We start from the raw sequence: 25,670 nt of genomic DNA, 5'->3' as shown, positions 1-25,670 counted from the left end.
TGGCCGATCGCGGCGGGCCCACGGAGCAATGCCTGACTGCGGGCATGCCGAGCCTAGGCGAGGCACCGAGTGGTGGGGCAAGAGCCCTTTTGGTTACTTTTGGGGCTCTTTTCCAAAAGTGACCCGCCGTAAGGGCGGAACCAATAGCCGCCATGACCGCAGCAACGGATATGTACTCACACCCAATAACCAAAAAAAGCGAGTTGTGTAGATACCTATGGCCATCACAGGCAAGCCAGTTCCCACACAAGCCCCCCCCATTTGAATTACGGTGATATTTCGCTTTTCTATAGGCAAAAAAAAGCGGCGCACCGACCAAGTGCACCGCAAACATGCCGTGAAGCACAGCAACAACGATTCGGTAAAGCCAATCAGTCCAGCAGCGCCAGCGCCTCGGCGGTGACTTCCTGGATGCGCGCCCAGTCGCCGTTCTTGATCCACTCCGGATCAAGCATCCAGCTACCGCCCACGCACATCACGTTTTTCAACGCCATGTAGTGTTTGATGTTGGCCGGGCCAACGCCGCCAGTGGGGCAGAATTTCACTTCGCCAAACGGTCCGCCCAGGGCCTTGATTGCCGCCACACCGCCGCTGACTTCCGCCGGGAACAGTTTGAAACGACGATAGCCCAGGCCATAGCCTTCCATGATGCCGGAGGCATTGCTGATGCCGGGCAGCAGCGGGATCGGGCTGTCGACACTGGCTTCAAGCAGGTCACGGGTAATACCGGGGGTGACGATAAACTGCGAACCCGCCGCCTCGGCAGCCGCCAGCATGGTGCGATCGAGCACCGTGCCCGCGCCCGTCACCAACTCCGGACGCTGCTCACGCAGGACCTGGATGGCCTTGAGGCCGAACTGCGAACGCAGGGTCACTTCCAGCGCGGTCAAGCCACCCGCCGCGAGGGCATCGGCCAGGGGCAGAATGTCCTGTTCGCGGGCAATGGTGATCACTGGCAGGATCCGCGCCTTGGCGCAGAGGCTGTCGATCAGGGCAACTTTATCCGCCATGGACACGGTCGGGTGAGGGCTTTTCATAGCGGCTGATCCTTGGCTCATGGGCACCAGTAAATCTCTAGAGTGGGTTGCAAAAACGCGCGAATCGGCATGCCGGCAACATCGTCGCTGGCCAGCGCTTCGCTCAGGGTATGGAGTTTCGAATCGCCGGCAATCGACAACACGGTGTAACGGGCGCTGGCCAGCAATGCACGACTCATGGTCAGGCGCTGATGGGGCACGCTCGGCGCCAGCATCGGCCAGCACCGGCGGGTGCCATCGGGTTGCAGCGCTTCGGCCAGGTTCGGGCTGTTGGGGAACAGCGACGCGGTATGCCCGTCATCGCCCATGCCCAGCACCAGCACATCAATCGCCGGCAGTTCGGCCAGCAGGCGATCCGCCTGCTCGGCAGCGCCGTCCAGGTTCGCGGCGGCGCTGTAAAGGCTCAAGAACTTGGCCTTGGCCGCCGGGCCTTGCAGCAGATATTTCTTCAACAGGCCGGCGTTGCTGTCGGCATGTTCCACCGGCACCCAGCGCTCATCGGCCAGGGTAATGGTGACCTTGGACCAGTCCAGCCCCTGGCTGGCCAGGTTCTGGAAAAACGCCACCGGGCTGCGGCCACCGGACACCACCAGGGTCGCCTCGCCACGGGCACTGATGGCCGCGCGCAGTTGTTCGGCCACGTCGTTGGCCAAGCCTTCGGCCAACAGTACCGGCGTGCGGTACTCATGGGGTGTTACGCCCTGGGGCAGTTTCAAATCAGATATCGCCATACCACGACCTCCCGTCCCGCGTGATCAGTGCAATGGAGCTCATCGGCCCCCAGGAACCCGCCGCGTACGGCTTGGGTGCATCACCGGATTTTTTCCACCCGGCGATCAACTGGTCACACCACTTCCACGCGGCTTCGATTTCATCTTTACGGACAAACAGGTTCTGATTGCCGCGCATCACTTCCAGCAACAACCGCTCGTAGGCATCGGGAATCCGTGCGCTACGGTAGGTGTCGGAAAAATTCAGTTGCAGTGGCCCGCTGCGCAGTTGCATGCCCTTGTCCAGGCCCTGCTCCTTGGTCATCACGCGCAAGGAAATACCTTCGTCCGGTTGCAGGCGGATGATCAGCTTGTTGCTGATCTGCAGGCGCTGTTCGGGGGCAAAGATATAGTGGGACGGTTCCTTGAAGTGGATAACGATCTGCGACAACTTTTGCGGCATGCGTTTGCCGGTGCGCAGGTAAAACGGCACCCCGGCCCAACGCCAGTTGCGAATATCGGCCCGCAGGGCGACGAAGGTTTCGGTGTCGCTCTGGGTGTTGGAGTTATCTTCTTCCAGGTAACCCGGCACCGGCTTGCCGGCGCTGTAGCCAGCAATGTACTGGCCGCGCACGACCTGGGTGGTCAGGCCTTCCGGGCTGATCGGCGCCAGGGCCTTGAGCACCTTGACCTTCTCGTCGCGGATGCTGTCGGCGGACAAGTCGGCCGGCGGGTCCATGGCGATCAGGCAGAGCAGTTGCAGCAGGTGATTCTGGATCATGTCCCGCAGTTGCCCGGCCTTGTCGAAGTAGCCCCAGCGGCCTTCGATACCCACCTGCTCGGCCACGGTGATTTCCACGTGGGAGATGTAATGCTGGTTCCACTGGGTTTCAAACAGGCTGTTGGCAAAACGCAGGGCAATCAGGTTCTGCACCGTCTCTTTGCCCAGGTAGTGGTCGATGCGGTAAGTGCGGTTTTCCGGGAAAAACTGCGCCACGGCGTCGTTGACCTTGCGCGAGGACTCCAGGTCCGAACCGATGGGTTTCTCCAGGACCACCCGGGTATTTTCCGCCAGGCCGACCTTGGACAGGTTCTCGCAGATCGCGCCATACACCGCCGCCGGGGTGGCGAAGTAGGCGATCAGGCGTTGTTCGGTGCCGGCCTTGGCGGCCAGGGCCACGTAGTCATCGGCATTCATGAAATCGACATGCACATAGGCCAGGCGCGCGAGGAAGCGCGCAGCTACCGCTTCATCCAGTTCCTGACCGACGTATTTGCGCAGTTCGTGCTCGATATGGTCCAGGTGCTGCTGCTCGGAGCCAGCTTCACGGGCCAGGGCCAGGATGCGGGTGTCGGCGTGCAAGAGCCCGGCGCCATCGAGTTGATAAAGGGCAGGAAATAACTTGCGCAGCGCCAGATCACCCAAGGCGCCAAACAGGGCAAAGGTGCAGGGTTCCACGGTTATCGAAGGCATGATGTTTGTTCTTTTATCAAGTTAAGCTACAAATACCTTTTTTCAAGGCATCACTCAAGGAAAAATGTAGTAATAACCACAACATTTTCCCAAAATACGCATTGCGAGTGGTGGTGTTCAACTACCCTCAGTAGGATAGGCCACCGCCAAGGGCCGCTCGTCGACCGGTTACTGGCCCTTACTTGCATCGTCGCCCGAAGGAAAGACTGAATGGACCGCGTGCGCAATCTTCTGGAACAGATCCGGAACCGCCTCGAAGAATTGAACAAGGCCGAGAAAAAAGTCGCCGAGGTCATCCTGCTCAACCCACAGCAGGCGACCCGCTTCTCGATCGCCGCCCTCGCCCAAGCCGCCTCGGTCAGTGAACCGACGGTCAACCGTTTCTGCCGCTCGTTCGGCGTCAGCGGTTACCCTGAACTGAAATTGCAACTGGCGCAAAGCCTGGCCAGTGGCGCGGCCTATGTCAGCCGCGCCGTGGAGGCCGATGATAACCCCGAGGCCTACACGCAGAAGATTTTTGGCAGCGCCATCGCTTCATTGGACAGCGCCTGCCAGGCCCTGGACCCCGCGCTTATCAGCAAGGCCGTGGACTTGCTGATCCAGGCACGGCAGATCCACTTCTTCGGCCTCGGTGCTTCGGCGCCAGTGGCCATGGATGCCCTGCACAAGTTCTTCCGTTTCAACCTGTCGGTGACGGCCCACGCCGACGTATTGATGCAACGCATGATTGCCTCGGTGGCGCATACCGGCGAGCTGTTCGTGATCATTTCCTACACCGGCCGCACCCGCGAGCTGGTGGAAGTGGCGCGCATTGCCCGGGAGAACGGCGCCTCGGTGCTGGGCGTGACGGCCGAGAACTCGCCATTGGCCAAGGTCAGTACGGTGAGCTTGAACATCCCGCTGCCGGAAGACACCGACATCTATATGCCAATGACCTCGCGGATCATTCAGTTGACAGTGCTGGATGTGCTGGCGACCGGCATGACCTTGCGCCGTGGTGTGGATTTCCAGCCCCATCTGCGCAAGATCAAAGAGAGCTTGAATGACAGCCGGTATCCGGTGGGGGATGAGTTCAACTAAAGCTGGAATCGCCTCCAGCAGGGCCAGCCCAGCCCGCTACCTTGTGGGAGCGGGCTTGCCCGCGATGAGGCCCAGGGCAACACCACTAACCCCCCGCCCGGGCCTGCAAACTCAAATGCGCCCTCTCCCCCGGCGCCAGGCTGGCCCCAGCCATGGCCGACTCCACACACACAAAGCCCGACGCCTCGTTAAAGCTCACCCCCAGCAATGGCCGGCTGCCCGGATGCCAGACCACCGTGTCAGCACTGTCGCCAGTGTCGATGCACAGTTCGCGCTGCCAGGCGTGGTCCTTGAGCTGCAACTCCCCCTCATGCTGGAACACGCGCTGGCAGCCGCCATCGACGCGCAACTCACCTTGCTGCTGGCAAACCTGACGACTCAACTGGTCGTAACCCTGCGCCCCGTCGAGCCCAGACAGCGCTATCTCGCCCACGTTGCCAATCCGCCAATAGGCGTGCAAAGCGTGGCTCAACTGGCACGGCAGCTCATCCTGATGCTCGGTGCTCAGGCGCAGTTCGAGGGTTTCGCCCAGGTGCGCATGCAGGTCCACCTGCCAATCGCACAGCTGCAATTGCCAATGCAGGCGCACACCGTCGTCATCGGTGCTGCTGTCCAATAGCTTCCAGTCAATCAAGCGTGCCCAACCATGGGAGGGCCAGGCGTTTTCGCTGGGATGGCGGCCATACCACGGCCAGCACACTGGCACGCCGCCACGGATCGCCCCGACCTGCGGCCACTTGGCCGCGCACCACAGCCATGGCTTCTGGCCCGTGGGTTGGAAATGCAGCAACTGCGCGCCCTGGCGGCTGAATACCGCCTGGCACAGGGGATGGTCAATCACCAATACGTCGCGCATCTGGAAGCGCTCCCAGGCGAATATCGGTTGCTCGCGCAGGGATTTGAAAAAGCGTTGCAGCGGATGCTCATGCATGTGCCACGGTCCTGTAGATCACTATCGCTCACCTCTTTGGTGAACCTGTGGAAGCTGGCTTGCCAGCTCCCACACGCGTTATGCGCACCCGCTCAAAAAAAAGCGGATAGCCATGGCTACCCGCAAAATGCGCACAGAGAGAAGGAGCTTATCGCAACCGCGTTAGAACACCGACTGAATTTTCAGACCGGCGACCAGGGCGTTGTCGACTTTATCCACGCCACCTGGGTGGGTGACGTATTGCAGGTTGGGACGCACGGTCAACCAGTTGGTGACGTGGAAGCCGTAGTTGATTTCGTAGTTGTACTCGGTGCCGCGCAGTGGCGCATAACCTGCCTGGCTGTAATCGGTGAAACCGCCCGCTTCGTTCAACAACTCGGCGTTCTTGCGCACGTCATCGTTGACATGCAGGCGAGCAGCGCCAATGCCGACGTCATCTTTTGGACGCGCATCGAATGGGCCTTTGTACACCAGCATGATCGACTGATAGTTGTCGACCGTGTTGGTTTCCTTGTCGTGGAAGGTGGCGTTGGCCGCGATGTTCAGGCCGCGGGAAGCGTCGCCGTTATGGGTGGTGAGCTGCTGCTGGGCAACGAACCAATAGCCTTTTTTGCTGCTGCGGGTACGGTAGTCTGCGCCAGTGGTGGCCGCATTGTCGCCGTTGACGTCTTCACGTACGTCGGGAGCATCGGCGGCGCTCTTGTAGTAACCCACACGGTATTCGCCCGGCAGGTTATTAACCTTCGGCGACCAGACCAGCTCCACCGGAATCACGGTGCCCTTGGTGCCACTACCGCTGAGCTTGAAGCCGTTGCCGTGCTCCAGCTGCGAGGGGTTCTGGTTGTACGCGCCGATCTGCGCATACAGCTCAGGCGTGATGTGGTACTTCACGCGGATCGCGGCCTGGCTGACCGGCCAGTTGTACCAGGTGTTGACGTAGTTACCCACTTGGGAACCGCAGAACGAGAGGTTCTGGAAGTCGCACGGGAAGGTGTTGAAGTCTTCGCCTTCACCGAAGTAACCGAGTTTCACATCCAGCTTGTTGTCGAACATCTGGTGCTGAATCCAGAACTGGGTCAGGCGCACCATATGGCCACGGCCGTACACTTCTTGAGACGAACTCAAGGTGCCGGCACGCGGGTCGCCAATGCGGTCATTGGAGATGTTGCGGCCATTACGGCTGGTCATCTGGATCTTGGCCTGGGTGTTGTCCCAGCCCCAGAGTTTTTGCAGGTCCAGCGCTACGCCGAGGCCGAACTGGTCAGCATAACGACCGGTCTTGTCATCGTTGTAGCCGCCGTGGGCGTTGTAGCCCGCTTCCCCAACGTAGTCGGCCTTGATGTCGATACCCCGCTCGATCAGCTTGGTCCGCTCGCCGCCCCAATCGCCGGTCATCCACTTGGAATCGGCACTGAAGGCCTCGTCTGCCATCGCATTGGCGGACAAAACCAGCGCTGCCGCTGCTGACAGCTGGCAGATCAAGCGAGTGTTGTTGTGTTGCTTTTTCATCCCTACATCCTCGTCTTTATTGTTATTAACTGTTTTTATCTAACGCGGTTTACAGCTATTTCCGAAACATCCACATCGAATGTGTGGGAGCGGGCTTGCTCGCGATGGCATCACTGCGGTGTGCCTGGTAGACCGAGCGGCCTGTATCGCGGGCAAGCCCGCTCCCACATTTTGATTTTCAGCGGCCTTTAAATTGGGTGACGTTGTCGGCGTGTGGCACTGGCACTGACGCGGCGGTGCCCAGGCGTTCGCCGGTCTTGGCGTCGAACAGCAGCACCTTGGCCGGATCGAACTGCAAGGTCAGGCTCTCGCCCACTTGCGGCGCCACATCCGGCGCCAGGCGGCAGCAGACCTTGGTGTCATTGAGCTGCACGAACACCAGGGTGTCCGGGCCTGTGGGCTCGGTCACCTGGACTTCGGCACGAATGCTCGGCAAGCCATTGCCCTCGCCGCTGGCCAGGACAATTTGCTCCGGGCGCAGGCCGAGGATCACATCGCGGTCTTCAAGGCCCGCATCGTTCATGCCCAGTGGCAATTCGCAACGCGCCTGGCCGCTGTCGAGCAGGGCCAGCAGGCGGCCCTCCTTGCGTTGCAGGCGCAGGGGGATGAAGTTCATCGGCGGCGAGCCGATAAAGCTCGCCACAAACAGGTTGGCCGGATCGTTGTAGATGTCTTTCGGCGTGCCGAACTGCTGGATGATCCCGTCCTTCATCACCGCCACTTTGTCGCCCAGGGTCATCGCTTCGATCTGGTCGTGGGTCACGTAGACCGTGGTGGTTTTCAGGCGCTGGTGCATCAGTTTCATTTCGGTGCGCATCTCGACCCGCAGCTTGGCGTCGAGGTTGGACAGTGGCTCGTCAAACAGGTAGATCTTCGGCCGCCGCGCCAGCGCCCGGCCCATGGCCACACGTTGTTGCTGGCCGCCCGAGAGCTGGCCCGGCTTGCGATTGAGCAGGTGCTCGATCTGCAGCAGCTTGGCCACCCGCGCCACTTCCTCGTCGATGGCGGCCTGGCTCATCTTGCGGATTTTCAGGCCGAACTCGATGTTCTCGCGCACGCTCATGGTCGGGTACAGGGCGTAGGACTGAAACACCATGGCGATGTCCCGGTCCTTGGGGCTCATGCCGCTGACGTCCTGGTCACCGATCATGATCGCGCCGCCGCTGATGTTTTCCAGGCCGGCGATGCAGTTCATCAGGGTCGACTTGCCGCAGCCCGAGGGCCCGACAAGAATCAGGAACTCACCGTCCTTGATCGACAGTTCGATGTTCTTCAGGGTGTCCGGCAGGCCGGCACCATAGGTCTTGTTTACGTTGCGAAGTTCGAGCGTAGCCATGATTACCCCTTGACCGCGCCAGCCGTGAGGCCGCGCACGAAATACTTGCCTGCGACCACATAGACCAGCAGGGTCGGCAGCCCGGCGATCATCGCCGCCGCCATATCAACGTTATATTCCTTGGCCCCGGTGCTGGTGTTGACCAGGTTGTTCAGCGCCACCGTGATGGGCTGCGAATCACCGCTGGAGAACACCACGCCAAACAGGAAGTCGTTCCAGATCTGGGTGAACTGCCAGATCAGGCAGACCATGATGATCGGGGTCGACATCGGCAGAATGATCCGACGGAAGATGGTGAAGAATCCTGCGCCATCCAGGCGCGCAGCCTTGACCAGCGCATCCGGAATGCTCACGTAGTAGTTACGGAAGAACAGCGTGGTGAATGCCAGGCCGTAGACCACGTGCACGAACACCAGGCCGGTGGTGGTGCTGGCCAGGCCCATTTTGCCGAGGGTGAACGAGGCCGGCAGCAAGACGGTCTGGAACGGCAGGAAGCAGCCGAACAACAACAGGCCGAAGAACAACTGCGAACCGCGAAAACGCCACATCGACAGCACGTAGCCGTTCAACGCGCCGATGGTGGTGGAGATCAGCACCGCCGGGATGGTGATCATGAACGAGTTCCAGAAGTACCCGTTTACCGTGGCCCAGGCCTTGACCCAGCCGATCCCGGTAATCACCGTCGGCCAGCTCAGCAGGTTGCCGGTGCTGATGTCTTCCGGGGTCTTGAAGCTGGTCAGCAGCATCACCACCAGCGGCACCAGGTACAGCACCACGGCGAGGATCAGCACCGCATGGATCGCCAGGCGGCTGAAGCTGATGGAAGGTTTGGCGAGACTAGTCATGGCGCTTGGTCCTCAGCTCGGAGTACAGGTAAGGCACGATGATCGCGAGGATCGCGCCGAGCATCAGGATCGCACTGGCCGAGCCCATGCCCATCTGGCCGCGACTGAAGGTGAAGGAATACATGAACATCGCCGGCAGGTCGGACGAGTAGCCAGGGCCACCGGCCGTCATTGCCGCCACCAGGTCAAAGCTCTTGATGGCGATGTGCGCAAGGATCATCACCGCGCTGAAGAACACCGGGCGCAGGCTGGGCAGCACCACGCTCCAGTAGATACGCGGCAGGCTCGCGCCGTCGATCTGTGCGGCACGGATGATCGACTGATCAACCCCACGCAGGCCGGCGAGGAACATCGCCATGATAAAGCCCGAGGCTTGCCATACCGCCGCAATCACCAGGCAATACACCACGCGGTCCGGGTCGATCAGCCAGTCCAGCCGGAAGCCTTCCCAGCCCCAGTCGCGCAGCAGTTTGTCCAGGCCCATGCCAGGGTTGAGCAGCCATTTCCAGGCAGTACCGGTGACGATCATCGAGAGCGCCATCGGGTACAGGTAGATGGTGCGGATAAAGCCTTCGCGGCGGATGCGCTGGTCGAGAAAGACCGCCAGCAGCACGCCGATCACCAGGGTGATGCCGATAAACATGCCGCCGAACAGCGCCAGGTTTTTGCTCGCCACCCACCAGCGGTCGTTGTCGAACAACCGTGCGTATTGCGCCAGGCCCACCCATTTGTAGGTGGGCAGGAAGGTGGAGTTGGTGAACGACAGCACGAACGTCCACAGGATGTAGCCATAGAAGCCCACCAGGACGATGAACATGCTCGGGGCCAGCACCAGTTTGGGGAGCCAGCGCTGCAATGCATCGAACGGCGAGGCCTTGCTGAACACAGCAACAGAACTCATGGGGAAATCCAGGGCAGGGAGTAAGGGACTAATGGATAACCTTGTGGGGGCCGGCTTTAGGTGGGGGCTGGTTTGCCTGCGATGGCATCACCTGGGTGTCACTGCTACACCGAGGCGCCTGCATCGCGGGCAAGCCCGCTCCCACACTGAAACCGATTGCCCCTAGGGGTTACTTGGCAGACTTGATCGCCGCACCAAGTTTCTTGGCGGTGTCGGCCGGGTCGGCTTTCGGGTCGTTGATGAAGTTGGTCACCACATCAAAGAACGCGCCCTGTACCGCCAGCGTGGTCGCCATGTTGTGCGCCATGCTCGGTTGCAGGCCGCCGGACTTGGCATCCACCAGGAAGTCCTTGGCCGCCGTCTGGGCGCAGCTGTCGAAGCCGTATTTGGCCATGTCGCCGAGCATGTCGTTGCGCACCGGGATCGAGCCCTTGTTGATGCTGAAGACCTTCTGGAAGTTCTCACCCAGCACGACCTTGGCGATATCTTGCTGACCGGCCGAGGTGCCGGCATCTTTCTGCTTGAACACCGCCAGGGAGTCGATGTTGTAGGTGAAGGCCTTGTCGGTGCCCGGGAAGGCTACGCACTCGTAGTCCTTGCCGGCGATTTTCTTGGCGGCTGTCCACTCGCTCTTGGCCCAGTCACCCATGATCTGCATGCCGGCCTTGCCGTTGATGACTTTGGCGGCTTCCAGGTTCCAGTCCTGGCCCTTGCCGTCGGCGTCCATATAGGTCGCGACCTTTTTCAGCTCGGTCAACGCCTTGACCATGTCCGGGCCGGTCAGGGTCGCGTTGTCGAGGTCGACCAGGGCTTTCTTGTAGCCGTCCACGCCCATGACCGAGAGCACCACGGCTTCGAACACCGTGCTGTCCTGCCAAGGCTGGCCACCGTGGGCGAGCGCAATGAAGCCGGCAGCCTTGAGCTTGTCACCGGCGGCATAGAATTCTTCAAGGGTCGTAGGGTTTTTGCTGATGCCGGCTTTCTTGAAGACTTCAGGGTTGATCCACAGCCAGTTGACGCGGTGGATATTCACCGGCACGGCCACGTAATCACCTTCGTACTTCACCGTGTCGGAGACTTTCTTGTCGAGCAGTTCGTCCCACTTCTCGGCCTTGGCCACGTCCTTCAGGACGTCGGTGTCGAGCAGCCCGGTGGACGCCCATTCCTGGATGTCGGGGCCTTTGATCTGGGCTACGCCTGGCGGGTTGCCGGCGACCGCGCGGCTTTTCAGCACGGTCATGGCCGTGGCACCGCCGCCGCCTGCGACGGCCCCGTCTTTCCAGGTAAAACCGTCTTTCTCAACTTGGGCCTTCAGGACATCCACCGCCGCCTTCTCACCGCCCGAGGTCCACCAATGCACAACTTCAACCGTCCCTTTGGAGTCGGCGGCAAATGCACTGAGGGGAAACAACGAGGCAATGGAAATAGCAACGGCGAGGCGATTAATCGCGTTCATCTGAGTACCTTTTTCTTGTTGTTATGCATGCAAGTCTGGAGCTTGCGCTGCATAGGATTCTAAACAGGGATTTTTGCCAGGCACGTAACAAAGGGACGGGCAAATGTCACCACTTGGTGACATAGCAACCGGCCCCCAGCGCACTGGCCATGCTTGGGGATAACGGCAGGCCCGGCAGCAATACGGCCTGCCAGGCATGGTACAGGTCCGGCTTGCCCCCCCAGATCTTGCTGGCGGGCAGGTTTTGCGGATCGAGTTCGTGGTGCCAACTGCCCAAGACCCGGTCGATCAGGTGGGTTTCACAGAACTCCCAGAAGCGCCGGTACCAGACCTCGTAATGCCACTCGCCGGTGCGCTTGAGCAGGGCCTGGGCGGCCGCGCTGGCTTCGGCGTGGGTCCAATGCAGACGCTCGCGCACCACCGGGCGGTAGTGCCAGTCCAGGGTGTAGACCAGGCCCGGGCCACCGTCCACCGACCAGCCATACTCGCAGGCGCTGGCGAACAAAGCCTTGGCATCCTCCAGCAACCACGCTGGCGTGACGAGCCCCGCCTGCTGGCGTGCGGCTTCAAGGTGCAACACCAGGCGCGCCCATTCAAAGCCGTGCCCGGGAGTAATGCCGTAGGGGCGAAAGCCGTCGGCCGGGTTGTCTTCGTTGTAACGGTGCAGGGGTTGCCAATAGCGGTCGAAATGCTCGATCACCATAAATTCATTGGCGGCGGCGTGCCGATGGATCACCCGTTCGACAATACGCAGCGCCCGCCCCAGCCAGCGCGTGTCGCCGGTGACATCGGCCAGGGCCAGAAAGGCTTCGGTGGCGTGCATATTGCTGTTGGCGCCGCGATAGGCTTCTTCACCGCTCCAGTCCCGGGCGAAGGATTCAAGCATTGCGCCCTCCTCCTCGCACCAGAAATGCTGGTCGATGATCTGCATGGCATCCGTCAACAGAGCTTGCGCCCCAGGGGCACCCGCCACCACGGCGGAACTGGCGGCCAGGGCGACAAAGGCGTGCAGGTAGGCGGCCTTGCCCGTATTGCCATCACCCGCGCCGGCGACGGCAAACCAGCCGCCATGCTCGGCATCCCGCAACGGGCCGCCAAGGCTGGCCACACCGTGCTCCACCAGCTCGGCATAGCCCGGCAGCCCTTGGGCGTGAGCCATGGCGAAGCTGTGGGTCATGCGGGCGGTGTTCATGGTTTCGGCGTGGGCATCGACGGGCAGACGGCCCTGTACATCGAGGTTGCCGAAGCCTTCAGGCAGCCGCGAGGCCTTGGCAAAACCCAGCAGGCGCTGGCCTTCGGCGGCGAGCCAGGCGTGATGGGCAGGGGCGTTCAGCCAACTGCTGGCAGGCAGTGGTTGCATGATCATGGGTGGCCCTTTTTGTTTTTGTGGGATGACCGCAGTCTAAACAAGGGTCGGGAGAGGGCATGTAACGAAAGAGCGAGGAAATGTCACCGATTGGTGACATTGGCAAGAGCCGGCAAGCCGGCCCCAAAAGTAACAATGGCGTCACTGGCCCAGAGGCGTGACCTTGGCCGGCGCACTCACCTCCCGTTGCAGGTTCTGCATCTGGGTTTGCAAGGTGGTGATGTTGCGGGTGGTCTGGATACGGAACACGTCGAACTCTTTATTCGACGGCCCTTCGGTGGCGGCGCGGTTGTCCAGTTCGCTCTTGACCACCAGCAGGTCCTGTTCCAGGCGTGCAATGGCCGTGGCCGGATTGCCCTGCTTCTTCAAGGCGGCCACCTCCGTGCCCAGTTCCTTGACGTCGGCATTCAATTTGGCGGCTTCGGCCTGTGCGGCCTTGAGGGCGGTCAATTCATTGACCAGGCTCAGCACCTGGGCCTGCAACTGGGTATTGGCGGTGGCCAGGTCCGTGGTGCTGGCACTCATCTGCGCCAGGCGCTTGTCCAGGTCGGTGGCCTGGCCCGCCACGCCCAACTGTTGCTTGCCCTGCTCCAGCAATTGGCTTTCCAACTGCTTGATCTGCAACTTGAGCGCTTCGCTACCGGTATTGACGATGGCCTCACTGGCCACCACCTTGCCGGAAATGTCCTGCAAGCGGCCGGCGGCTTCTTCGCTGATGCGCGCAAAGCTTTCCTGGGTGGCCACCAGTTGCTGCCCCATCAGGGAGATCTGCTGGAAACTCCACCAGGCCAGGCCCACGAAGGCGAACAGCAGCGCGCCGACCAGGGCCCACAACGGCCCGGTACTGGCACTCTTGACCTTGACCACCGGCGCCGGGCGCGAGCGGATGGAGGTGGCAGCTGTCGGCACAAAATCATCGTCATCGCCAACGTCGGCCCGCAGGCTCGGCACATTGTCGAAGTCGTCTTTAGTATCGTTACGCATGAATCAACCTTGAGATAGCCACATAAAAAACCAAGCGGCGGGAGTATAAACCCCTGGCCCGTCGCCTTGGTCGAGCGGCAACCGAAAAATCGGTTCCCGGTGTTGCGAAGGCTACTGGGAGCCCGGTTCCTGGACTTTCCACCAGTGGCAAAATTCGTCGAGCGCTGTCCACAGGCTGACCCTGGGTTGGTAATCGAGGTAGTGCTGCGCGCGGCTGATGTCCAGGGTGAAATCCTTGTTCATCACCTGCATGCCCAGGCGTGACAGTGACGGCTCCGGACGCCCCGGCCACATCGCGCAGAAGGCTTCATTGAGCGCCGCGACGCTATAGGACAAGCCGTAGGAACGGTAACGCGTGACCTGGGGCATTTCCATCTGGCGCATCACGTAGTTGATCACGTCCCACACCGGCACCGGCGCGCCATTGCTGATGTTATAGGCCTTGCCCAACGCCGAGCCGGTGGCCAGCAGGCTGCTGAGCAGGGCCTCGTTGAGGTTGTGCACACTGGTGAAATCAACCTTGTTCAGGCCGTCGCCGACGATGGCCAGGCGGTTTTTGCGCTGCATTTTCAACAGTCGCGGGAAGATGCTCATATCCCCGGCCCCGGTGACAAAGCGCGGGCGCAGGGCCAGCACTTCTAGGCCGAACTCCTGGGCACCGAAGACTTTTTGCTCGGCCAGGTACTTGGTGGCCGCATAGGGATGCTTGAAGCGCTTGGGCACTTGCTCTTCGGTCAGCCCCAGGTGATCGCGGCCATCGAAATAGATCGACGGAGACGACAAGTGCACCAGGCGCCCGACCCGCTGTTTCAGGCAGGCTTCGACCACGTTTTCGGTCACCTGCACATTGCCCTGGTAAAAGTCCTGGTAACGCCCCCACAACCCTACGGCACCGGCACAATGCACGACGGCTTCGACGTCGCGGCACAGGTTGCGCACCAGATCCGGATCATTCAGATCACCTTGGATAAACTCGGCGCCGCGCCGTACCAGGTGCTCGACACCCTCGGCCCGCCGCCCGTTGACCCGCACGTCCAGGCCCTGCTCCAGGGCGAAGCGCGCAAAGCGCCCGCCAATGAAGCCGCTTGCGCCGGTGACCAGAATTTTCATGTATTACTCCGTGTTCTTTACATTTTTCATCGCAGTTGCGTTGACGCCAGCAGTCACCCCAACGGCACCAACAACTGGCCGGTCGCCCGCGCCAGATGCTCGGTCAACAAGCCGAGCAATTGCCCACCGCTGCGCCAATGATGCCAGTACAACGGCACATCAATGGGTTTATCTGGCAATAACTCCACCAACACCCCACGCTGCAGTTGCTCACGCACCTGTAACTCCGGCACCAGCCCCCAGCCCAGGCCGGCCTCGGCCAGGCGGATAAACCCTTCGGAAGACGGGCATAAATGGTGTTCGAAACCGCCGTCCACGCCCAGCGACGCGAGGTAGCGATGCTGCAGGAAATCATCCGGGCCAAATACCAGCGCCGGGGTCCGGACCAACTGATCGGCGCGCACCCCGCCGGGAAAGTGCCGGGCGATAAACGCCGGGCTGGCCAGGGCCCGATAGCGCATAGCCCCCAGCAGCAGGCTGCGGGCACCGGCCACCGGGCGCTCGCTGGCGCAGACGCAGGCCGCCACTTCGCCGGCGCGCATGCGCTTGAGGCCGACGGTCTGGTCTTCCACCACCAACTCCAGCAACACATGCTGTTCGGCGCAAAAATCCCCCACCGCCTGCCCCCACCATGTGGCCAGGCTGTCGGCGTTGATGGCAATGCGCAGGCGCTCCGGCATGCCCTCCTCGTCCAACGCCGGCACCTGGCTTTGCAGGTCGCGCTCCAGCAGGCGCACCTGCTGCACATGGTTAAGCAGGCGCCGGCCGATTTCCGTGGGGGTGGGCGGCGTTGCGCGCACCAGTACTGGCTGACCGATACGCGCTTCGAGCAATTTGATGCGCTGGGAAATAGCCGATTGCGACACGCCCAGCACCTGGGCGCCACGTTCGAAGCCGGCCTGTTCAACCACCGCCGCCAGGGCAGAGAGCAATTTGTAGTCGAACATCAGTTTTCCTAATGAGCGATGAGCAATATTGGTTTTTCTTATACAGCGCCAGACCGGAGAATGACCAGCATCCCGTGTTTATCTTCTTTCAAGGATCTTCCAATGGCTGGCGAAACCGCCCTGGCAACCCTGCTGCGCAGCATGAGCCCACAGCTCAACGCGGGCGACTATGTGTTCTGCACCCTGGCCGACAACCGCCTGCCCGACTGCGAAGTGATCGGCAGCTTTCGCGAACAGGAAGGCTTGACGGTGATTGTCGAGCGCCAACAGGCCGAACAGGCCGGCCTGAGCTTCGAGTACGTGGCGGCATGGATCACCTTGAACGTGCATTCAGCCCTGGAGGCCGTCGGCCTGACCGCCGCCTTCGCCACTGCCCTGGGACGTGCCGGGATCAGTTGCAACGTGGTCGCCGGCTACTACCACGACCATTTGTTTGTCGGCAGCAACGATGCCGAGCGGGCAATGGATGTATTGAAACAACTGGCAGCGGGCGCGGAGTGAATCCTATGTGGCAAAGTTATGTGAACGGCTTGCTGGTGGCCCTCGGGCTGATCATGGCTATCGGTACGCAAAACGCGTTTGTGCTGGCGCAGAGCCTGCGTCGCGAACATCACCTGCCAGTGGCGGCCTTGTGCGTGGTGTGTGATTCGCTGCTGGTGGCCGCCGGGGTGTTTGGCCTGGCGACGGTGCTGGCGCACAACCCGTTATTGCTGGCGATTGCCCGCTGGGGCGGCGCGGCTTTCCTGCTGTGGTATGGCGCCCTGGCCTTGCGCCGCGCCTGTTCGCGGCAAAGCCTGGGGCAAGGCGAGGGCCAGAAGGTGCGCTCATTGCGCGCGGTGATGCTCAGCGCCCTGGCCGTAACCCTGCTCAACCCTCATGTGTACCTGGACACGGTGTTACTGATCGGTTCCCTGGGCGCCCAGCAAACCGAGCCGGGCGCTTATGTCGCAGGCGCCGCCAGTGCGTCGTTCCTCTGGTTTTCCGCCCTGGCCCTGGGCGCGGCGTGGCTGGCCCCGTGGCTCGCGCGCCCGGCGACCTGGCGCCTGCTGGACCTTTTGGTGGCGGTGATGATGTTCAGCGTGGCCTATCAATTGATCAGCACCTGAGGAATATTCCAAAACGCTCTGGAACCTCTATCCCACACAGTTGTTGCGTGGTTTTGCCGCACCCCCGGTGCTATGATCCAGCCCCTGCGCCGCAAAGAGTACAAACTCCCCGGCGCTTGTTTGGCCGCCCGTGATCGGCCTTGCGCTCACCGCAACTGACCTGATTAGGAGAATTATCATGGCTTTCGAATTGCCGCCGCTGCCCTACGCACACGATGCCCTGCAGCCGCACATCTCCAAGGAAACCCTGGAGTATCACCACGACAAGCACCACAACACCTATGTCGTGAACCTGAACAACCTGGTGCCTGGCACCGAGTTCGAAGGCAAGACCCTGGAAGAGATCGTCAAATCCTCTTCGGGTGGCATCTTCAACAACGCCGCCCAGGTCTGGAACCACACTTTCTACTGGAACTGCCTGGCGCCAAACGCCGGCGGCCAACCGACTGGCGCACTGGCCGAGGCGATCAACGCCGCTTTCGGTTCGTTCGACAAGTTCAAGGAAGAGTTCACCAAGACTTCGGTCGGCACCTTCGGTTCCGGTTGGGGCTGGCTGGTGAAAAAGGCTGACGGTTCCCTGGCCCTGGCCAGCACCATCGGCGCCGGCAACCCGCTGACCAGCGGCGACACCCCACTGCTGACCTGCGACGTCTGGGAACACGCCTATTACATCGACTACCGCAACGTGCGTCCAAAGTATGTGGAAGCGTTCTGGAACCTGGTCAACTGGAAGTTCGTTGCCGAGCAGTTCGAAGGCAAAACCTTCACTGCGTAAGTAACCCTTGCAGTAAAAAAGAGCCCGGCAATTGCCGGGCTTTTTTGTGCCAGATTGAAACCACCTCACCCCAACACCCGTGGAACTCACCGACAGGAATTGACCACTGAGCCGGTGAGAGAAATAACTCCCTCATCTATGTTTAGGAGTATCAACCATGCTTGGAATAATGGAACTCGCCAAGGGCGCCATGCCAGGGATCGGAGAGCTTGTGGGTGCCTTGGCGGGAGTGCTGGGGAATGCAATAAAGGGCAAGTCAGGTGAAGACGAGGAGAAAGAACCCGGCAAAATAGCCGAAGATGTACACGCCAAAGTCGATATGCAGATTACCTACCCGCACCCTTGAGGCCATCGACGTGCTCTTGCGACAGGCAGAAAAGCCTACGCCTGTACGCCCGCCAGCCGTGCAAAAGGGCGGAAGACTTGATCCGCCCATCGCCTTCCAGATCTTGCCCCGCTAGCGTCCAGACGCCACGCACCGCAATGTTCCTTTGACTGCCACCACGGGATTGCCAATACTCATGGCATATTGAGGCTACCCGCATGGAACAAGGAATAACCCTTTGAAGCTGGAACTCAAAAACAGCTTGTCGGTGAAGTTGCTCCGGGTGGTGCTGTTGTCGGCACTGATAGTGGGCGTGGCACTGAGCGTGGCGCAGATCGTCTTTGATGCCTACAAGACGCGCCAGGCGGTGGCAGGCGATGCCCAGCGCATCCTCGACATGTTTCGCGACCCCTCGACCCAGGCCGTCTACAGCCTGGACCGTGAGATGGGTATGCAAGTCATCGAAGGCCTGTTTCAGGATGATGCGGTGCGCATGGCCTCCATTGGCCATCCCAATGAACCCATGCTCGCCGAAAAAAGCCGGGACTTGCAGCAGTCCCCCACCCGCTGGCTGACGGACGTGATTCTGGGCCGGGAACGCACCTTTACCACCCCGCTGGTAGGGCGCGGGCCTTATAGCGAGTATTACGGCGACCTGAGCATCACCCTCGACACCGCCACCTATGGCCGGGGCTTTATCGTCAATTCGGGGATCATTTTTATCTCCGGGGTGCTGCGCGCCCTGGCCATGGGCCTGGTGTTGTACCTGGTCTATCACTGGCTGCTGACCAAGCCCCTGTCGCGGATCATCAGCCACCTGAGTTCGATCAATCCCGACCGCCCCAGCGAGCACAAGATCCCGCAACTCAAAGGCCACGAAAAGAATGAACTGGGGCTGTGGATCAACACTGCCAACCAGTTGCTGGCGTCTATCGAGCGCAACACCCATTTGCGCCACGAAGCAGAAAACAGCCTGTTGCGCATGGCCCAGTACGACTTTCTTACCGGCCTGCCAAACCGCCAGAAACTGCAGGAACAGTTGGACAAGATCCTGGTCGACGCCGGGCGCCGACAACGCCGGGTCGCGGTGCTGTGCGTGGGGCTGGATGACTTCAAGAGCGTCAACGAGCAGTACACCTACCAGGCCGGCGACCAGTTGCTGCTGGCCCTGGCCGACCGCTTGCGTGCCCACAGTGGGCGCCTCGGCGCCCTGGCGCGCCTGGGCGGCGACCAGTTCGCCCTGGTCCAGGCCGATATCGAGCAACCCTACGAAGCCGCCGAGCTGGCACAGAGCATCCTCGATGACCTGGAAGCCGAGTTCGCCCTCGACCACGAACAGATCCGCCTGCGCGCCACCATCGGTATCACCTTGTTCCCCGAAGACGGCGACAGCACCGAGAAACTGCTGCAAAAGGCCGAGCAGACCATGACCCTGGCCAAGAGCCGCTCGCGCAATCGCTATCAGTTCTATATCGCCAGTGTCGACAGCGAGATGCGCCGTCGCCGCGAACTGGAGAAAGACTTGCGCGAAGCCCTGGGCCGCGACCAGTTTCACTTGGTGTACCAACCGCAGATCAGCTATGCCGATCATCGCGTGGTCGGCGTCGAGGCGCTGATTCGCTGGCAGCACCCGGAACACGGCCTGGTACCACCGGACCTGTTTATCCCGCTGGCGGAACAGAACGGCACCATCATCCCCATTGGCGAGTGGGTGCTGGACCAGGCCTGCCGGCAATTGCGCGAATGGCATGACCAGGGCTTTACCGAGCTGCGCATGGCGGTCAACCTGTCCACGGTGCAACTGCACCACGCCGAACTGCCACGGGTGGTCAACAACCTGCTGCAGATCTATCGCCTGCCGCCGCGCAGCCTGGAACTGGAAGTGACCGAGACCGGCCTGATGGAAGACATCAGCACCGCCGCCCAGCACTTGCTGAGCCTGCGCCGCTCCGGCGCGCTGATTGCCATCGACGATTTCGGTACCGGCTACTCGTCACTGAGTTACCTGAAAAGCCTGCCCCTGGACAAAATCAAGATCGACAAGAGCTTTGTCCAGGACCTGCTGGACGACGACGACGATGCGACCATCGTGCGGGCGATCATCCAGCTGGGCAAAAGCCTGGGCATGCAGGTCATCGCCGAAGGTGTGGAAACACCCGAGCAGGAAGCCTACATCATCAGCGAAGGCTGCCACGAAGGTCAGGGCTATCACTACAGCAAACCCCTGCCCGCCCGTGAGCTGGCGGCCTATCTCAAGCAAGCCGAGCGCAATAACGCCGCCATCCTGTAAAGCCTTAATGCCCCCCAAGGCACGGCCTTGGGGGGCTGGCGCCTGACTGTGAAACTTTTCCTGCGTTAACCCTTTACAGAAAATGCAAATCTTTCGCATTATGTTGCAGTTTTGCGCGCTGCACTGCGCCCCGATCCACTACCGAAGCAGGATGTTCGCCATGATTCGTATGCCCCTGGCCACCGCCAGTCTGCTGGCCATCGCCATTTCTCTCGCCGGCTGCGGCGAGGGCAAAGACAAGGCTGCCGCGCCTCAGGCGCCGACGCCAGCTGCCAGCACTACCGCTCCAGCGGCTGCCGCTACCGCCGGCCAGGTTGACGAGGCCGCCGCCAAGGCAGTCGTCGCGCACTACGCAGACCTGGTGTTCGCGGTGTACAGCGACTCCGAGTCCACCGCAAAAACCCTGCAGACCGCGATCGACACCTTCCTCGCCAACCCCAACGACGAGACCCTGAAGGCCGCCCGTACCGCCTGGATCGCCGCGCGCGTACCGTACCTGCAGAGCGAAGTGTTCCGCTTCGGCAACACCATCATTGACGATTGGGAAGGTCAGGTGAACGCCTGGCCGCTGGACGAAGGCCTGATCGACTATGTCGACAAGTCCTACGAACACGCCCTCGGCAACCCGGGCGCCACGGCCAATATCATCGCCAACACCGAGATCCAGGTCGGCGAAGACAAGGTTGACGTCAAGGAAATCACCCCGGAAAAACTCGCCAGCCTCAATGAGCTGGGCGGCTCCGAAGCCAACGTCGCCACCGGCTACCACGCCATCGAATTCCTGCTGTGGGGCCAGGACCTGAACGGCACCGGCCCTGGCGCCGGCAACCGTCCAGCGTCGGACTACCTGCAAGGCGACGGCGCCACCGGTGGGCATAACGAGCGTCGCCGCACTTACCTGCGCGCCGTGACCCAACTGCTGGTCAGCGACCTCGAAGAAATGGTCGGCAACTGGAAACCCAACGTCGAAGACAACTACCGCGCCACCCTGGAAGCAGAACCTGCGACCGACGGCCTGCGCAAGATGCTGTTCGGCATGGGCAGCCTGTCCCTGGGTGAACTGGCGGGCGAGCGCATGAAAGTGTCCCTGGAAGCCAACTCGCCGGAAGACGAGCACGACTGCTTCAGCGACAACACCCACAATTCGCAGTTCTACGACGCCAAGGGCATCCGCAACGTCTACCTGGGCGAGTACACCCGCGCCGATGGCACCAAGCTGACCGGCGCCAGCCTGTCGTCCCTGGTGGCCAAGGTCGACCCGGCCGCCGATGCAGCCCTCAAGGCTGACCTGGCGGCTACCGAAGCGAAGATCCAGGTCATGGTCGACCATGCCAACAAGGGTGAGCACTACGACCAATTGATCGCCGCCGGCAACACGGCGGGTAACCAGATCGTGCGCGATGCCATCGCCGCCCTGGTCAAGCAGACCGGCTCCATCGAGCAAGCGGCTGGCAAGCTGGGCATCGGTGACCTGAACCCGGATACCGCTGATCACGAGTTCTGATCCACGCGGTTTGAATGAGGCGGCCTTCGGGTCGCCTTTTTTGTATTCATCGTTTGCAGGCGCCCTCTCCCCTGTAGGAGCTGGCTTGCCTGCGATGGCGGTGGCTCAGTCAAGCATTCGGGCCTGACCCACCGCCATCGCAGGCGAGCCAGCTCCCACACAAGCCAGCGCCCCTGTTAAGCCAAGTCCTACATCAGATCCGCGCCCCCCTTTGCAGCCCCCGGTTTACAAGCCCTGCACCGTAGGTAGAATGGCGCCTCCGACTGTTACCCGAGCGCTATTCATGGCAATGCCGACCCTGCGGATCATTGGTTTCATCATCGGCATCTTCCTGATTACCCTCGCGGTCGCCATGGTCGTGCCCATGGCCACCTTGATGTTTTTCGAGCGCACCAGCGACCTGCCGTCCTTTCTCTGGGCCAGCATGATCACTTTTATCGCCGGCCTGGCCCTGGTGATTCCCGGGCGTCCGGAGCAGGTGCAACTGCGCCCCCGGGACATGTACCTGCTGACGGTCAGCAGTTGGGTGGTGGTGTGCATCTTTGCCGCGCTGCCGTTTTTGCTGACCCAACACATCAGCTATACCGACTCATTTTTTGAAAGCATGTCCGGCATTACCGCCACCGGCGCCACCGTGCTCAGCGGCCTGGATACCATGTCACCGGGCATCCTGATGTGGCGCTCGATGCTGCACTGGCTCGGCGGCATCGGCTTTATCGGCATGGCGGTGGCGATCCTGCCGCTGCTGCGCATCGGGGGCATGCGCCTGTTCCAGACCGAATCCTCGGACCGCTCCGAAAAGGTCATGCCGCGCTCCCATATGGTGGCGCGCCTGATTGTGGCGGCCTATGTGGGGATTACCATCCTCGGCAGCCTCGGGTTCTGGTGGGCCGGCATGGGCTTGTTCGACGCGATCAACCACGCGATGTCGGCCATTTCCACCGGTGGGTTCTCCACCTCCGATGAGTCCCTGGCCCACTGGAAACAACCGGCGGTGCATTGGGTGGCGATCGTGGTGATGATCATGGGCAGCCTGCCTTTTGCCCTGTATGTCGCGACATTGCGTGGCAACCGCAAGGCGCTGATCAAGGACCAGCAGGTACAAGGTTTGCTGGCGATGCTGCTGGTGACCTGGGTGGTGCTCGGCACCTGGTACTGGTGGACCACCAACCTGCACTGGCTGGATGCACTGCGCCATGTCGCGCTGAACGTCACGTCCGTGGTGACCACCACCGGCTTTGCCCTGGGCGATTACAGCCTGTGGGGTAATTTCTCCCTGATGCTGTTCTTCTACCTGGGCTTTGTCGGCGGTTGCTCGGGCTCCACCGCCGGCGGGATCAAGATCTTCCGCTTCCAGGTCGCCTATATCCTGCTCAAGGCCAACTTGAACCAGTTGATTCACCCAAGGGCGGTGATCAAGCAGAAATACAACGGCCATCGCCTCGACGAAGAAATCGTGCGTTCGATCCTGACGTTCTCGTTCTTCTTCGCCATCACCATCTGCATGATTGCCCTGGCCCTGTCGCTGCTGGGCGTGGACTGGATGACCGCCTTGACCGGCGCCGCCAGTACCGTCTCCGGTGTAGGTCCGGGGCTGGGCGAAACCATTGGCCCGGCCGGCAATTTCGCGACCCTGCCGGACGCCGCCAAGTGGATCCTGTCCCTGGGCATGCTGCTGGGCCGGCTGGAGATCATTACGGTGTTTGTGCTGTGCATTCCGGCGTTCTGGCGCCACTGACACTCACCGACGTTTCCTGCAGCCGCGCCCGGTATTCGCCGGGTGTGGCATCGAACCAGCGGCGAAACGCGCGGAAGAAGTTACTCGGGTCGGCAAACCCCAGCAGGTAGGCGATTTCCAGCAGGGTCATGCTCGGCTGCGCCAGGTACTGCTCGGCCAGCTCGCGGCGGGTGTCGTCGAGCAAAGCCTGGAAGCTGGTGCCCTCCTCCTGCAAGCGCCGCTGCAAGGTGCGCTGGGACAAATGCAACGTCTGCGCCACCACCTCACGCTTGGGCTCGCCCTGGGGCAACAGCCGGCACAGCACCTGGCGGGCCTTGTGGGTCACCCGGCTCTCGGAAAACCGCGCCAGGTACTCCCCTGCAAACCGATCGTGCAGCAGCGCCATCGCCTCGTTGGCGGTGGGCAACGGCGCTTCCATGTCCGCCCGCTCGAAGATCAGCGCGTCATAGGGCGCGTTGAACACCAGCGGTGCATGAAAGGCCTGCTTGTAAGGCTCCAGGTCCACTGGCTGATCGCCCTGCACCAACACCTTGCGCGGCTGCAGCGTGCGCCCGGTCAGCCAGCCACATAACGCCAGGGCACAGGCCAGCGAAGCCTCGGCGCTTTGCCGGGTGGGTGGCAGATGGTCGCCGTGGACCGTGAGGATCAGCGCATAGCCTTCGGGTAACAGGCGGAAACTCAGGTCGGCACTTTCGGCAATGATCCGCTGGTAACGCACCAGCCGGGCAAAGCCTTCAGCCAGGGTGCTGCTGGACATCAAGGCATAACCCGCCACATGGAAGGACGCCGGACGCACCACCTTGCCCATATTCAAGCCAATGGCCGGATTGCCCGACAGCTCTACCGCGCGCTGCCAGAGCCGGGTCATGGAGTCCTGGGGGAAACGCGCATCGGGGTCATCCAGGGCGCGGTAATCCAGGCCCAGCTGTTGGAACAGGGCACGGCAATCCAGGCCATCGAGCTCCAGCGCCTTGACTATCCCCATCGCCCAACTTGCAGAAGTGGTTCGTTCGTTCATGGCGTTTTCTTGCGCGCGTTCTATGAAGGGACGGCTGAAACCGCAGCCCGGAACCCAAGGATACTAAAGTGGCGTCTATTGTCACTGGCCCTTGCCTGTGATGACTCTAGACTCAAATAAGCTCCCCGCCGAACATCCGTCGGGCACAACAACAAACAGAGGGCCGGCCAACGTGGAAAATGTCAGACAATTCAATAGCTTCGCCGAGTTCTATCCGTATTACCTGAGCGAACACGGCAACAGCACCTGCCGACGCCTGCATTTTATCGGCACCAGCCTGGTGATTTTTATTCTCGCCTTCGCCGTCGGCAAAGGTGCCTGGTGGCTGCTGTGGGTGTTGCCGGTGGCCGGCTACAGCTTTGCCTGGATCGGCCACTTCTTCTTTGAAAAGAACCGCCCGGCCACGTTCCAGCATCCGTTCTACAGCCTGCTGGGTGATTTCGTGATGTACCGCGACATGATTCTGGGCAAGGTACCGTTCTAAACCCGCAAAACAATAAGAGACATGTCGATGAGCCAACAGGCCCGCTTTACCCATATGCAGGACGGCACCCAGGAAGACTGGGCAATCATCGCAGCCGACTTCAGTGCCTACGCCCGCCAACTGCCCGGACGGATCCTCGCGCACCTGCGCCTGCTGGAAGGTGACTTCGGCGGTTTCCCGGTGGACCGCCTGACCCATTCCCTGCAAACCGCCAGCCGCGCCTGGCACGATGGCCGCGACGAAGAATATGTGGTCTGCGCGCTGCTCCATGACATCGGCGACACCCTGGGTTCCTACAATCACCCGGACATTGCCGCCGCCATCCTCAAGCCGTTCGTCAGCCCGCAGAACCTGTGGATGGTGGAAAAGCACGGGATTTTCCAGGGTTACTATTTCTTTCATCATCTGGGTATGGATCGCCACCTGCGCGAGCAATTTGGCGAACACCCGCAGTACGAGCAAACCATCGAGTTCTGCGCACTGTATGACGCGGCGGCGTTCGACCCCGCCTATGCCACCCTGCCCCTGATTTTTTTCGAACCGATGCTGGCGCGGGTCTTTGCCCAGCCGAAAAACTCGCTCTACAAAGCTGCCATGGAACGCCAGGCCAGCCTGTGACCTCTTGTCACTTGCGCCGGGTAGATGAAGGTTTGCGCATTTGGCGAGATAAAAGTCTTTTTGTCATTTGCAGTGCTGTATCCTGCCCAGGCTTTGTGAAAAGCGTGGCACATCTGCAATTGCACA

At 61.3% G+C, this 25,670-nt stretch carries 24 protein-coding genes; 10 read left to right on the top strand and 14 right to left on the bottom strand.

The features are described from left to right. Nucleotides 1-371: 371 nt before the first annotated feature. From HBR94_RS22850 to zwf, 3 genes are read right to left on the bottom strand one after another with little or no spacing between them, the layout of a single operon-like run. Nucleotides 372-1,037 carry a bifunctional 4-hydroxy-2-oxoglutarate aldolase/2-dehydro-3-deoxy-phosphogluconate aldolase gene (locus HBR94_RS22850; protein WP_057439953.1) on the bottom strand — a complete coding sequence of 222 codons (666 nt, stop codon included), beginning with the start codon at nucleotides 1,035-1,037 and terminating at the stop codon, nucleotides 372-374. A 17-nt stretch (nucleotides 1,038-1,054) separates the two neighbouring features. After that, complete coding sequence (gene pgl / locus HBR94_RS22845; RefSeq protein ID WP_057439954.1) at nucleotides 1,055-1,768, bottom strand: 6-phosphogluconolactonase; 714 nt, start codon at nucleotides 1,766-1,768, stop codon at nucleotides 1,055-1,057. Further along, nucleotides 1,755-3,221: a glucose-6-phosphate dehydrogenase gene (zwf, locus tag HBR94_RS22840; protein ID WP_057960487.1), complete on the bottom strand. Its 1,467-nt coding sequence runs from the start codon at nucleotides 3,219-3,221 to the stop codon at nucleotides 1,755-1,757. Before zwf ends, pgl begins: the two co-directional genes overlap by 14 nt. A gap of 219 nt (nucleotides 3,222-3,440) precedes the next feature. Between zwf and HBR94_RS22835 the strand changes: the two genes are divergently transcribed. Then, nucleotides 3,441-4,301, top strand: a complete 861-nt coding sequence (locus HBR94_RS22835) for a MurR/RpiR family transcriptional regulator (RefSeq protein ID WP_169866643.1) — start codon at nucleotides 3,441-3,443, stop codon at nucleotides 4,299-4,301. 85 nt (nucleotides 4,302-4,386) lie between these two features. Here HBR94_RS22835 and HBR94_RS22830 read toward each other — a convergent pair whose 3' ends face one another. The 10 genes from HBR94_RS22830 to HBR94_RS22785 all read right to left on the bottom strand — a co-directional run bounded on the left by HBR94_RS22830 (nucleotide 4,387) and on the right by HBR94_RS22785 (nucleotide 15,686). Then, a complete protein-coding gene (locus HBR94_RS22830; protein WP_057960488.1) occupies nucleotides 4,387-5,232 on the bottom strand; it encodes a D-hexose-6-phosphate mutarotase in 846 nt (281 codons plus the stop codon). 162 nt (nucleotides 5,233-5,394) lie between these two features. After that, nucleotides 5,395-6,741, bottom strand: coding sequence for a carbohydrate porin (locus HBR94_RS22825; protein WP_057439963.1), 1,347 nt, complete (start codon nucleotides 6,739-6,741; stop codon nucleotides 5,395-5,397). A 178-nt stretch (nucleotides 6,742-6,919) separates the two neighbouring features. Further along, a complete protein-coding gene (ugpC, locus tag HBR94_RS22820; protein WP_115128805.1) occupies nucleotides 6,920-8,077 on the bottom strand; it encodes a sn-glycerol-3-phosphate ABC transporter ATP-binding protein UgpC in 1,158 nt (385 codons plus the stop codon). 2 nt (nucleotides 8,078-8,079) lie between these two features. After that, nucleotides 8,080-8,922, bottom strand: a complete 843-nt coding sequence (locus HBR94_RS22815) for a carbohydrate ABC transporter permease (protein ID WP_057439965.1) — start codon at nucleotides 8,920-8,922, stop codon at nucleotides 8,080-8,082. Continuing rightward, nucleotides 8,915-9,823 carry a sugar ABC transporter permease gene (locus HBR94_RS22810; protein ID WP_029296391.1) on the bottom strand — a complete coding sequence of 303 codons (909 nt, stop codon included), beginning with the start codon at nucleotides 9,821-9,823 and terminating at the stop codon, nucleotides 8,915-8,917. The genes HBR94_RS22815 and HBR94_RS22810 overlap by 8 nt, the downstream gene beginning before the upstream one ends. Nucleotides 9,824-9,992: 169 nt before the next feature. Continuing rightward, a complete protein-coding gene (locus HBR94_RS22805) occupies nucleotides 9,993-11,279 on the bottom strand; it encodes an ABC transporter substrate-binding protein (protein ID WP_057439967.1) in 1,287 nt (428 codons plus the stop codon). 106 nt (nucleotides 11,280-11,385) lie between these two features. Then, nucleotides 11,386-12,645, bottom strand: a complete 1,260-nt coding sequence (locus HBR94_RS22800; protein ID WP_170045583.1) for an AGE family epimerase/isomerase — start codon at nucleotides 12,643-12,645, stop codon at nucleotides 11,386-11,388. Nucleotides 12,646-12,786: 141 nt separating this feature from the next. Further along, nucleotides 12,787-13,629 carry a hypothetical protein gene (locus HBR94_RS22795; protein WP_057439969.1) on the bottom strand — a complete coding sequence of 281 codons (843 nt, stop codon included), beginning with the start codon at nucleotides 13,627-13,629 and terminating at the stop codon, nucleotides 12,787-12,789. A 111-nt stretch (nucleotides 13,630-13,740) separates the two neighbouring features. After that, complete coding sequence (locus HBR94_RS22790) at nucleotides 13,741-14,739, bottom strand: NAD-dependent epimerase/dehydratase family protein (protein WP_170045582.1); 999 nt, start codon at nucleotides 14,737-14,739, stop codon at nucleotides 13,741-13,743. Between the two features lie 53 nt (nucleotides 14,740-14,792). Beyond that, on the bottom strand, nucleotides 14,793-15,686 hold the full coding sequence (locus HBR94_RS22785) for a LysR family transcriptional regulator ArgP (RefSeq protein WP_170045581.1): 894 nt from the start codon (nucleotides 15,684-15,686) through the stop codon (nucleotides 14,793-14,795). A 102-nt stretch (nucleotides 15,687-15,788) separates the two neighbouring features. On the opposite strand from HBR94_RS22785, the gene HBR94_RS22780 reads away from it, so the two are divergent. From HBR94_RS22780 to HBR94_RS22750, 7 genes are all read left to right on the top strand, one after another. Beyond that, the gene (locus HBR94_RS22780; RefSeq protein ID WP_170045580.1) at nucleotides 15,789-16,187 is read left to right on the top strand and encodes an ACT domain-containing protein; all 399 of its coding nucleotides are present in this window, start codon (nucleotides 15,789-15,791) and stop codon (nucleotides 16,185-16,187) included. Nucleotides 16,188-16,192: 5 nt separating this feature from the next. After that, nucleotides 16,193-16,792, top strand: a complete 600-nt coding sequence (locus HBR94_RS22775; RefSeq protein WP_170045579.1) for a LysE/ArgO family amino acid transporter — start codon at nucleotides 16,193-16,195, stop codon at nucleotides 16,790-16,792. 178 nt (nucleotides 16,793-16,970) lie between these two features. Next, the gene (locus HBR94_RS22770; protein WP_003212997.1) at nucleotides 16,971-17,567 is read left to right on the top strand and encodes a Fe-Mn family superoxide dismutase; all 597 of its coding nucleotides are present in this window, start codon (nucleotides 16,971-16,973) and stop codon (nucleotides 17,565-17,567) included. A gap of 157 nt (nucleotides 17,568-17,724) precedes the next feature. Further along, nucleotides 17,725-17,913, top strand: a complete 189-nt coding sequence (locus HBR94_RS22765; RefSeq protein ID WP_057439976.1) for a hypothetical protein — start codon at nucleotides 17,725-17,727, stop codon at nucleotides 17,911-17,913. A 217-nt stretch (nucleotides 17,914-18,130) separates the two neighbouring features. Then, entirely contained in the window at nucleotides 18,131-20,182 is a 2,052-nt protein-coding gene (locus tag HBR94_RS22760; RefSeq protein ID WP_170045578.1) for a GGDEF domain-containing phosphodiesterase, read from the top strand. Between the two features lie 160 nt (nucleotides 20,183-20,342). Then, nucleotides 20,343-21,686, top strand: a complete 1,344-nt coding sequence (locus HBR94_RS22755) for an imelysin family protein (protein ID WP_057439978.1) — start codon at nucleotides 20,343-20,345, stop codon at nucleotides 21,684-21,686. Between the two features lie 283 nt (nucleotides 21,687-21,969). After that, nucleotides 21,970-23,424 carry a TrkH family potassium uptake protein gene (locus tag HBR94_RS22750; RefSeq protein ID WP_057439979.1) on the top strand — a complete coding sequence of 485 codons (1,455 nt, stop codon included), beginning with the start codon at nucleotides 21,970-21,972 and terminating at the stop codon, nucleotides 23,422-23,424. Here HBR94_RS22750 and HBR94_RS22745 read toward each other — a convergent pair. Then, nucleotides 23,381-24,442, bottom strand: coding sequence for an AraC family transcriptional regulator (locus HBR94_RS22745; RefSeq protein ID WP_115128811.1), 1,062 nt, complete (start codon nucleotides 24,440-24,442; stop codon nucleotides 23,381-23,383). The genes HBR94_RS22750 and HBR94_RS22745 overlap by 44 nt on opposite strands. A gap of 172 nt (nucleotides 24,443-24,614) precedes the next feature. Here HBR94_RS22745 and HBR94_RS22740 point away from each other — a divergent pair, with 172 nt between their 5' ends. Then, nucleotides 24,615-24,926 carry a DUF962 domain-containing protein gene (locus HBR94_RS22740; protein WP_057439981.1) on the top strand — a complete coding sequence of 104 codons (312 nt, stop codon included), beginning with the start codon at nucleotides 24,615-24,617 and terminating at the stop codon, nucleotides 24,924-24,926. Nucleotides 24,927-24,953: 27 nt separating this feature from the next. Next, entirely contained in the window at nucleotides 24,954-25,544 is a 591-nt protein-coding gene (locus HBR94_RS22735) for a phosphohydrolase (RefSeq protein WP_170045577.1), read from the top strand. The last annotated feature ends 126 nt before the right edge of the window (nucleotides 25,545-25,670 follow it).

The sequence above is a fragment of the Pseudomonas sp. WS 5412 genome (assembly GCF_012985615.1).
Taxonomy (GTDB): Bacteria; Pseudomonadota; Gammaproteobacteria; order Pseudomonadales; family Pseudomonadaceae; genus Aquipseudomonas; species Aquipseudomonas shahriarae.
This window is presented reverse-complemented; position numbering and strand designations above follow the sequence as displayed.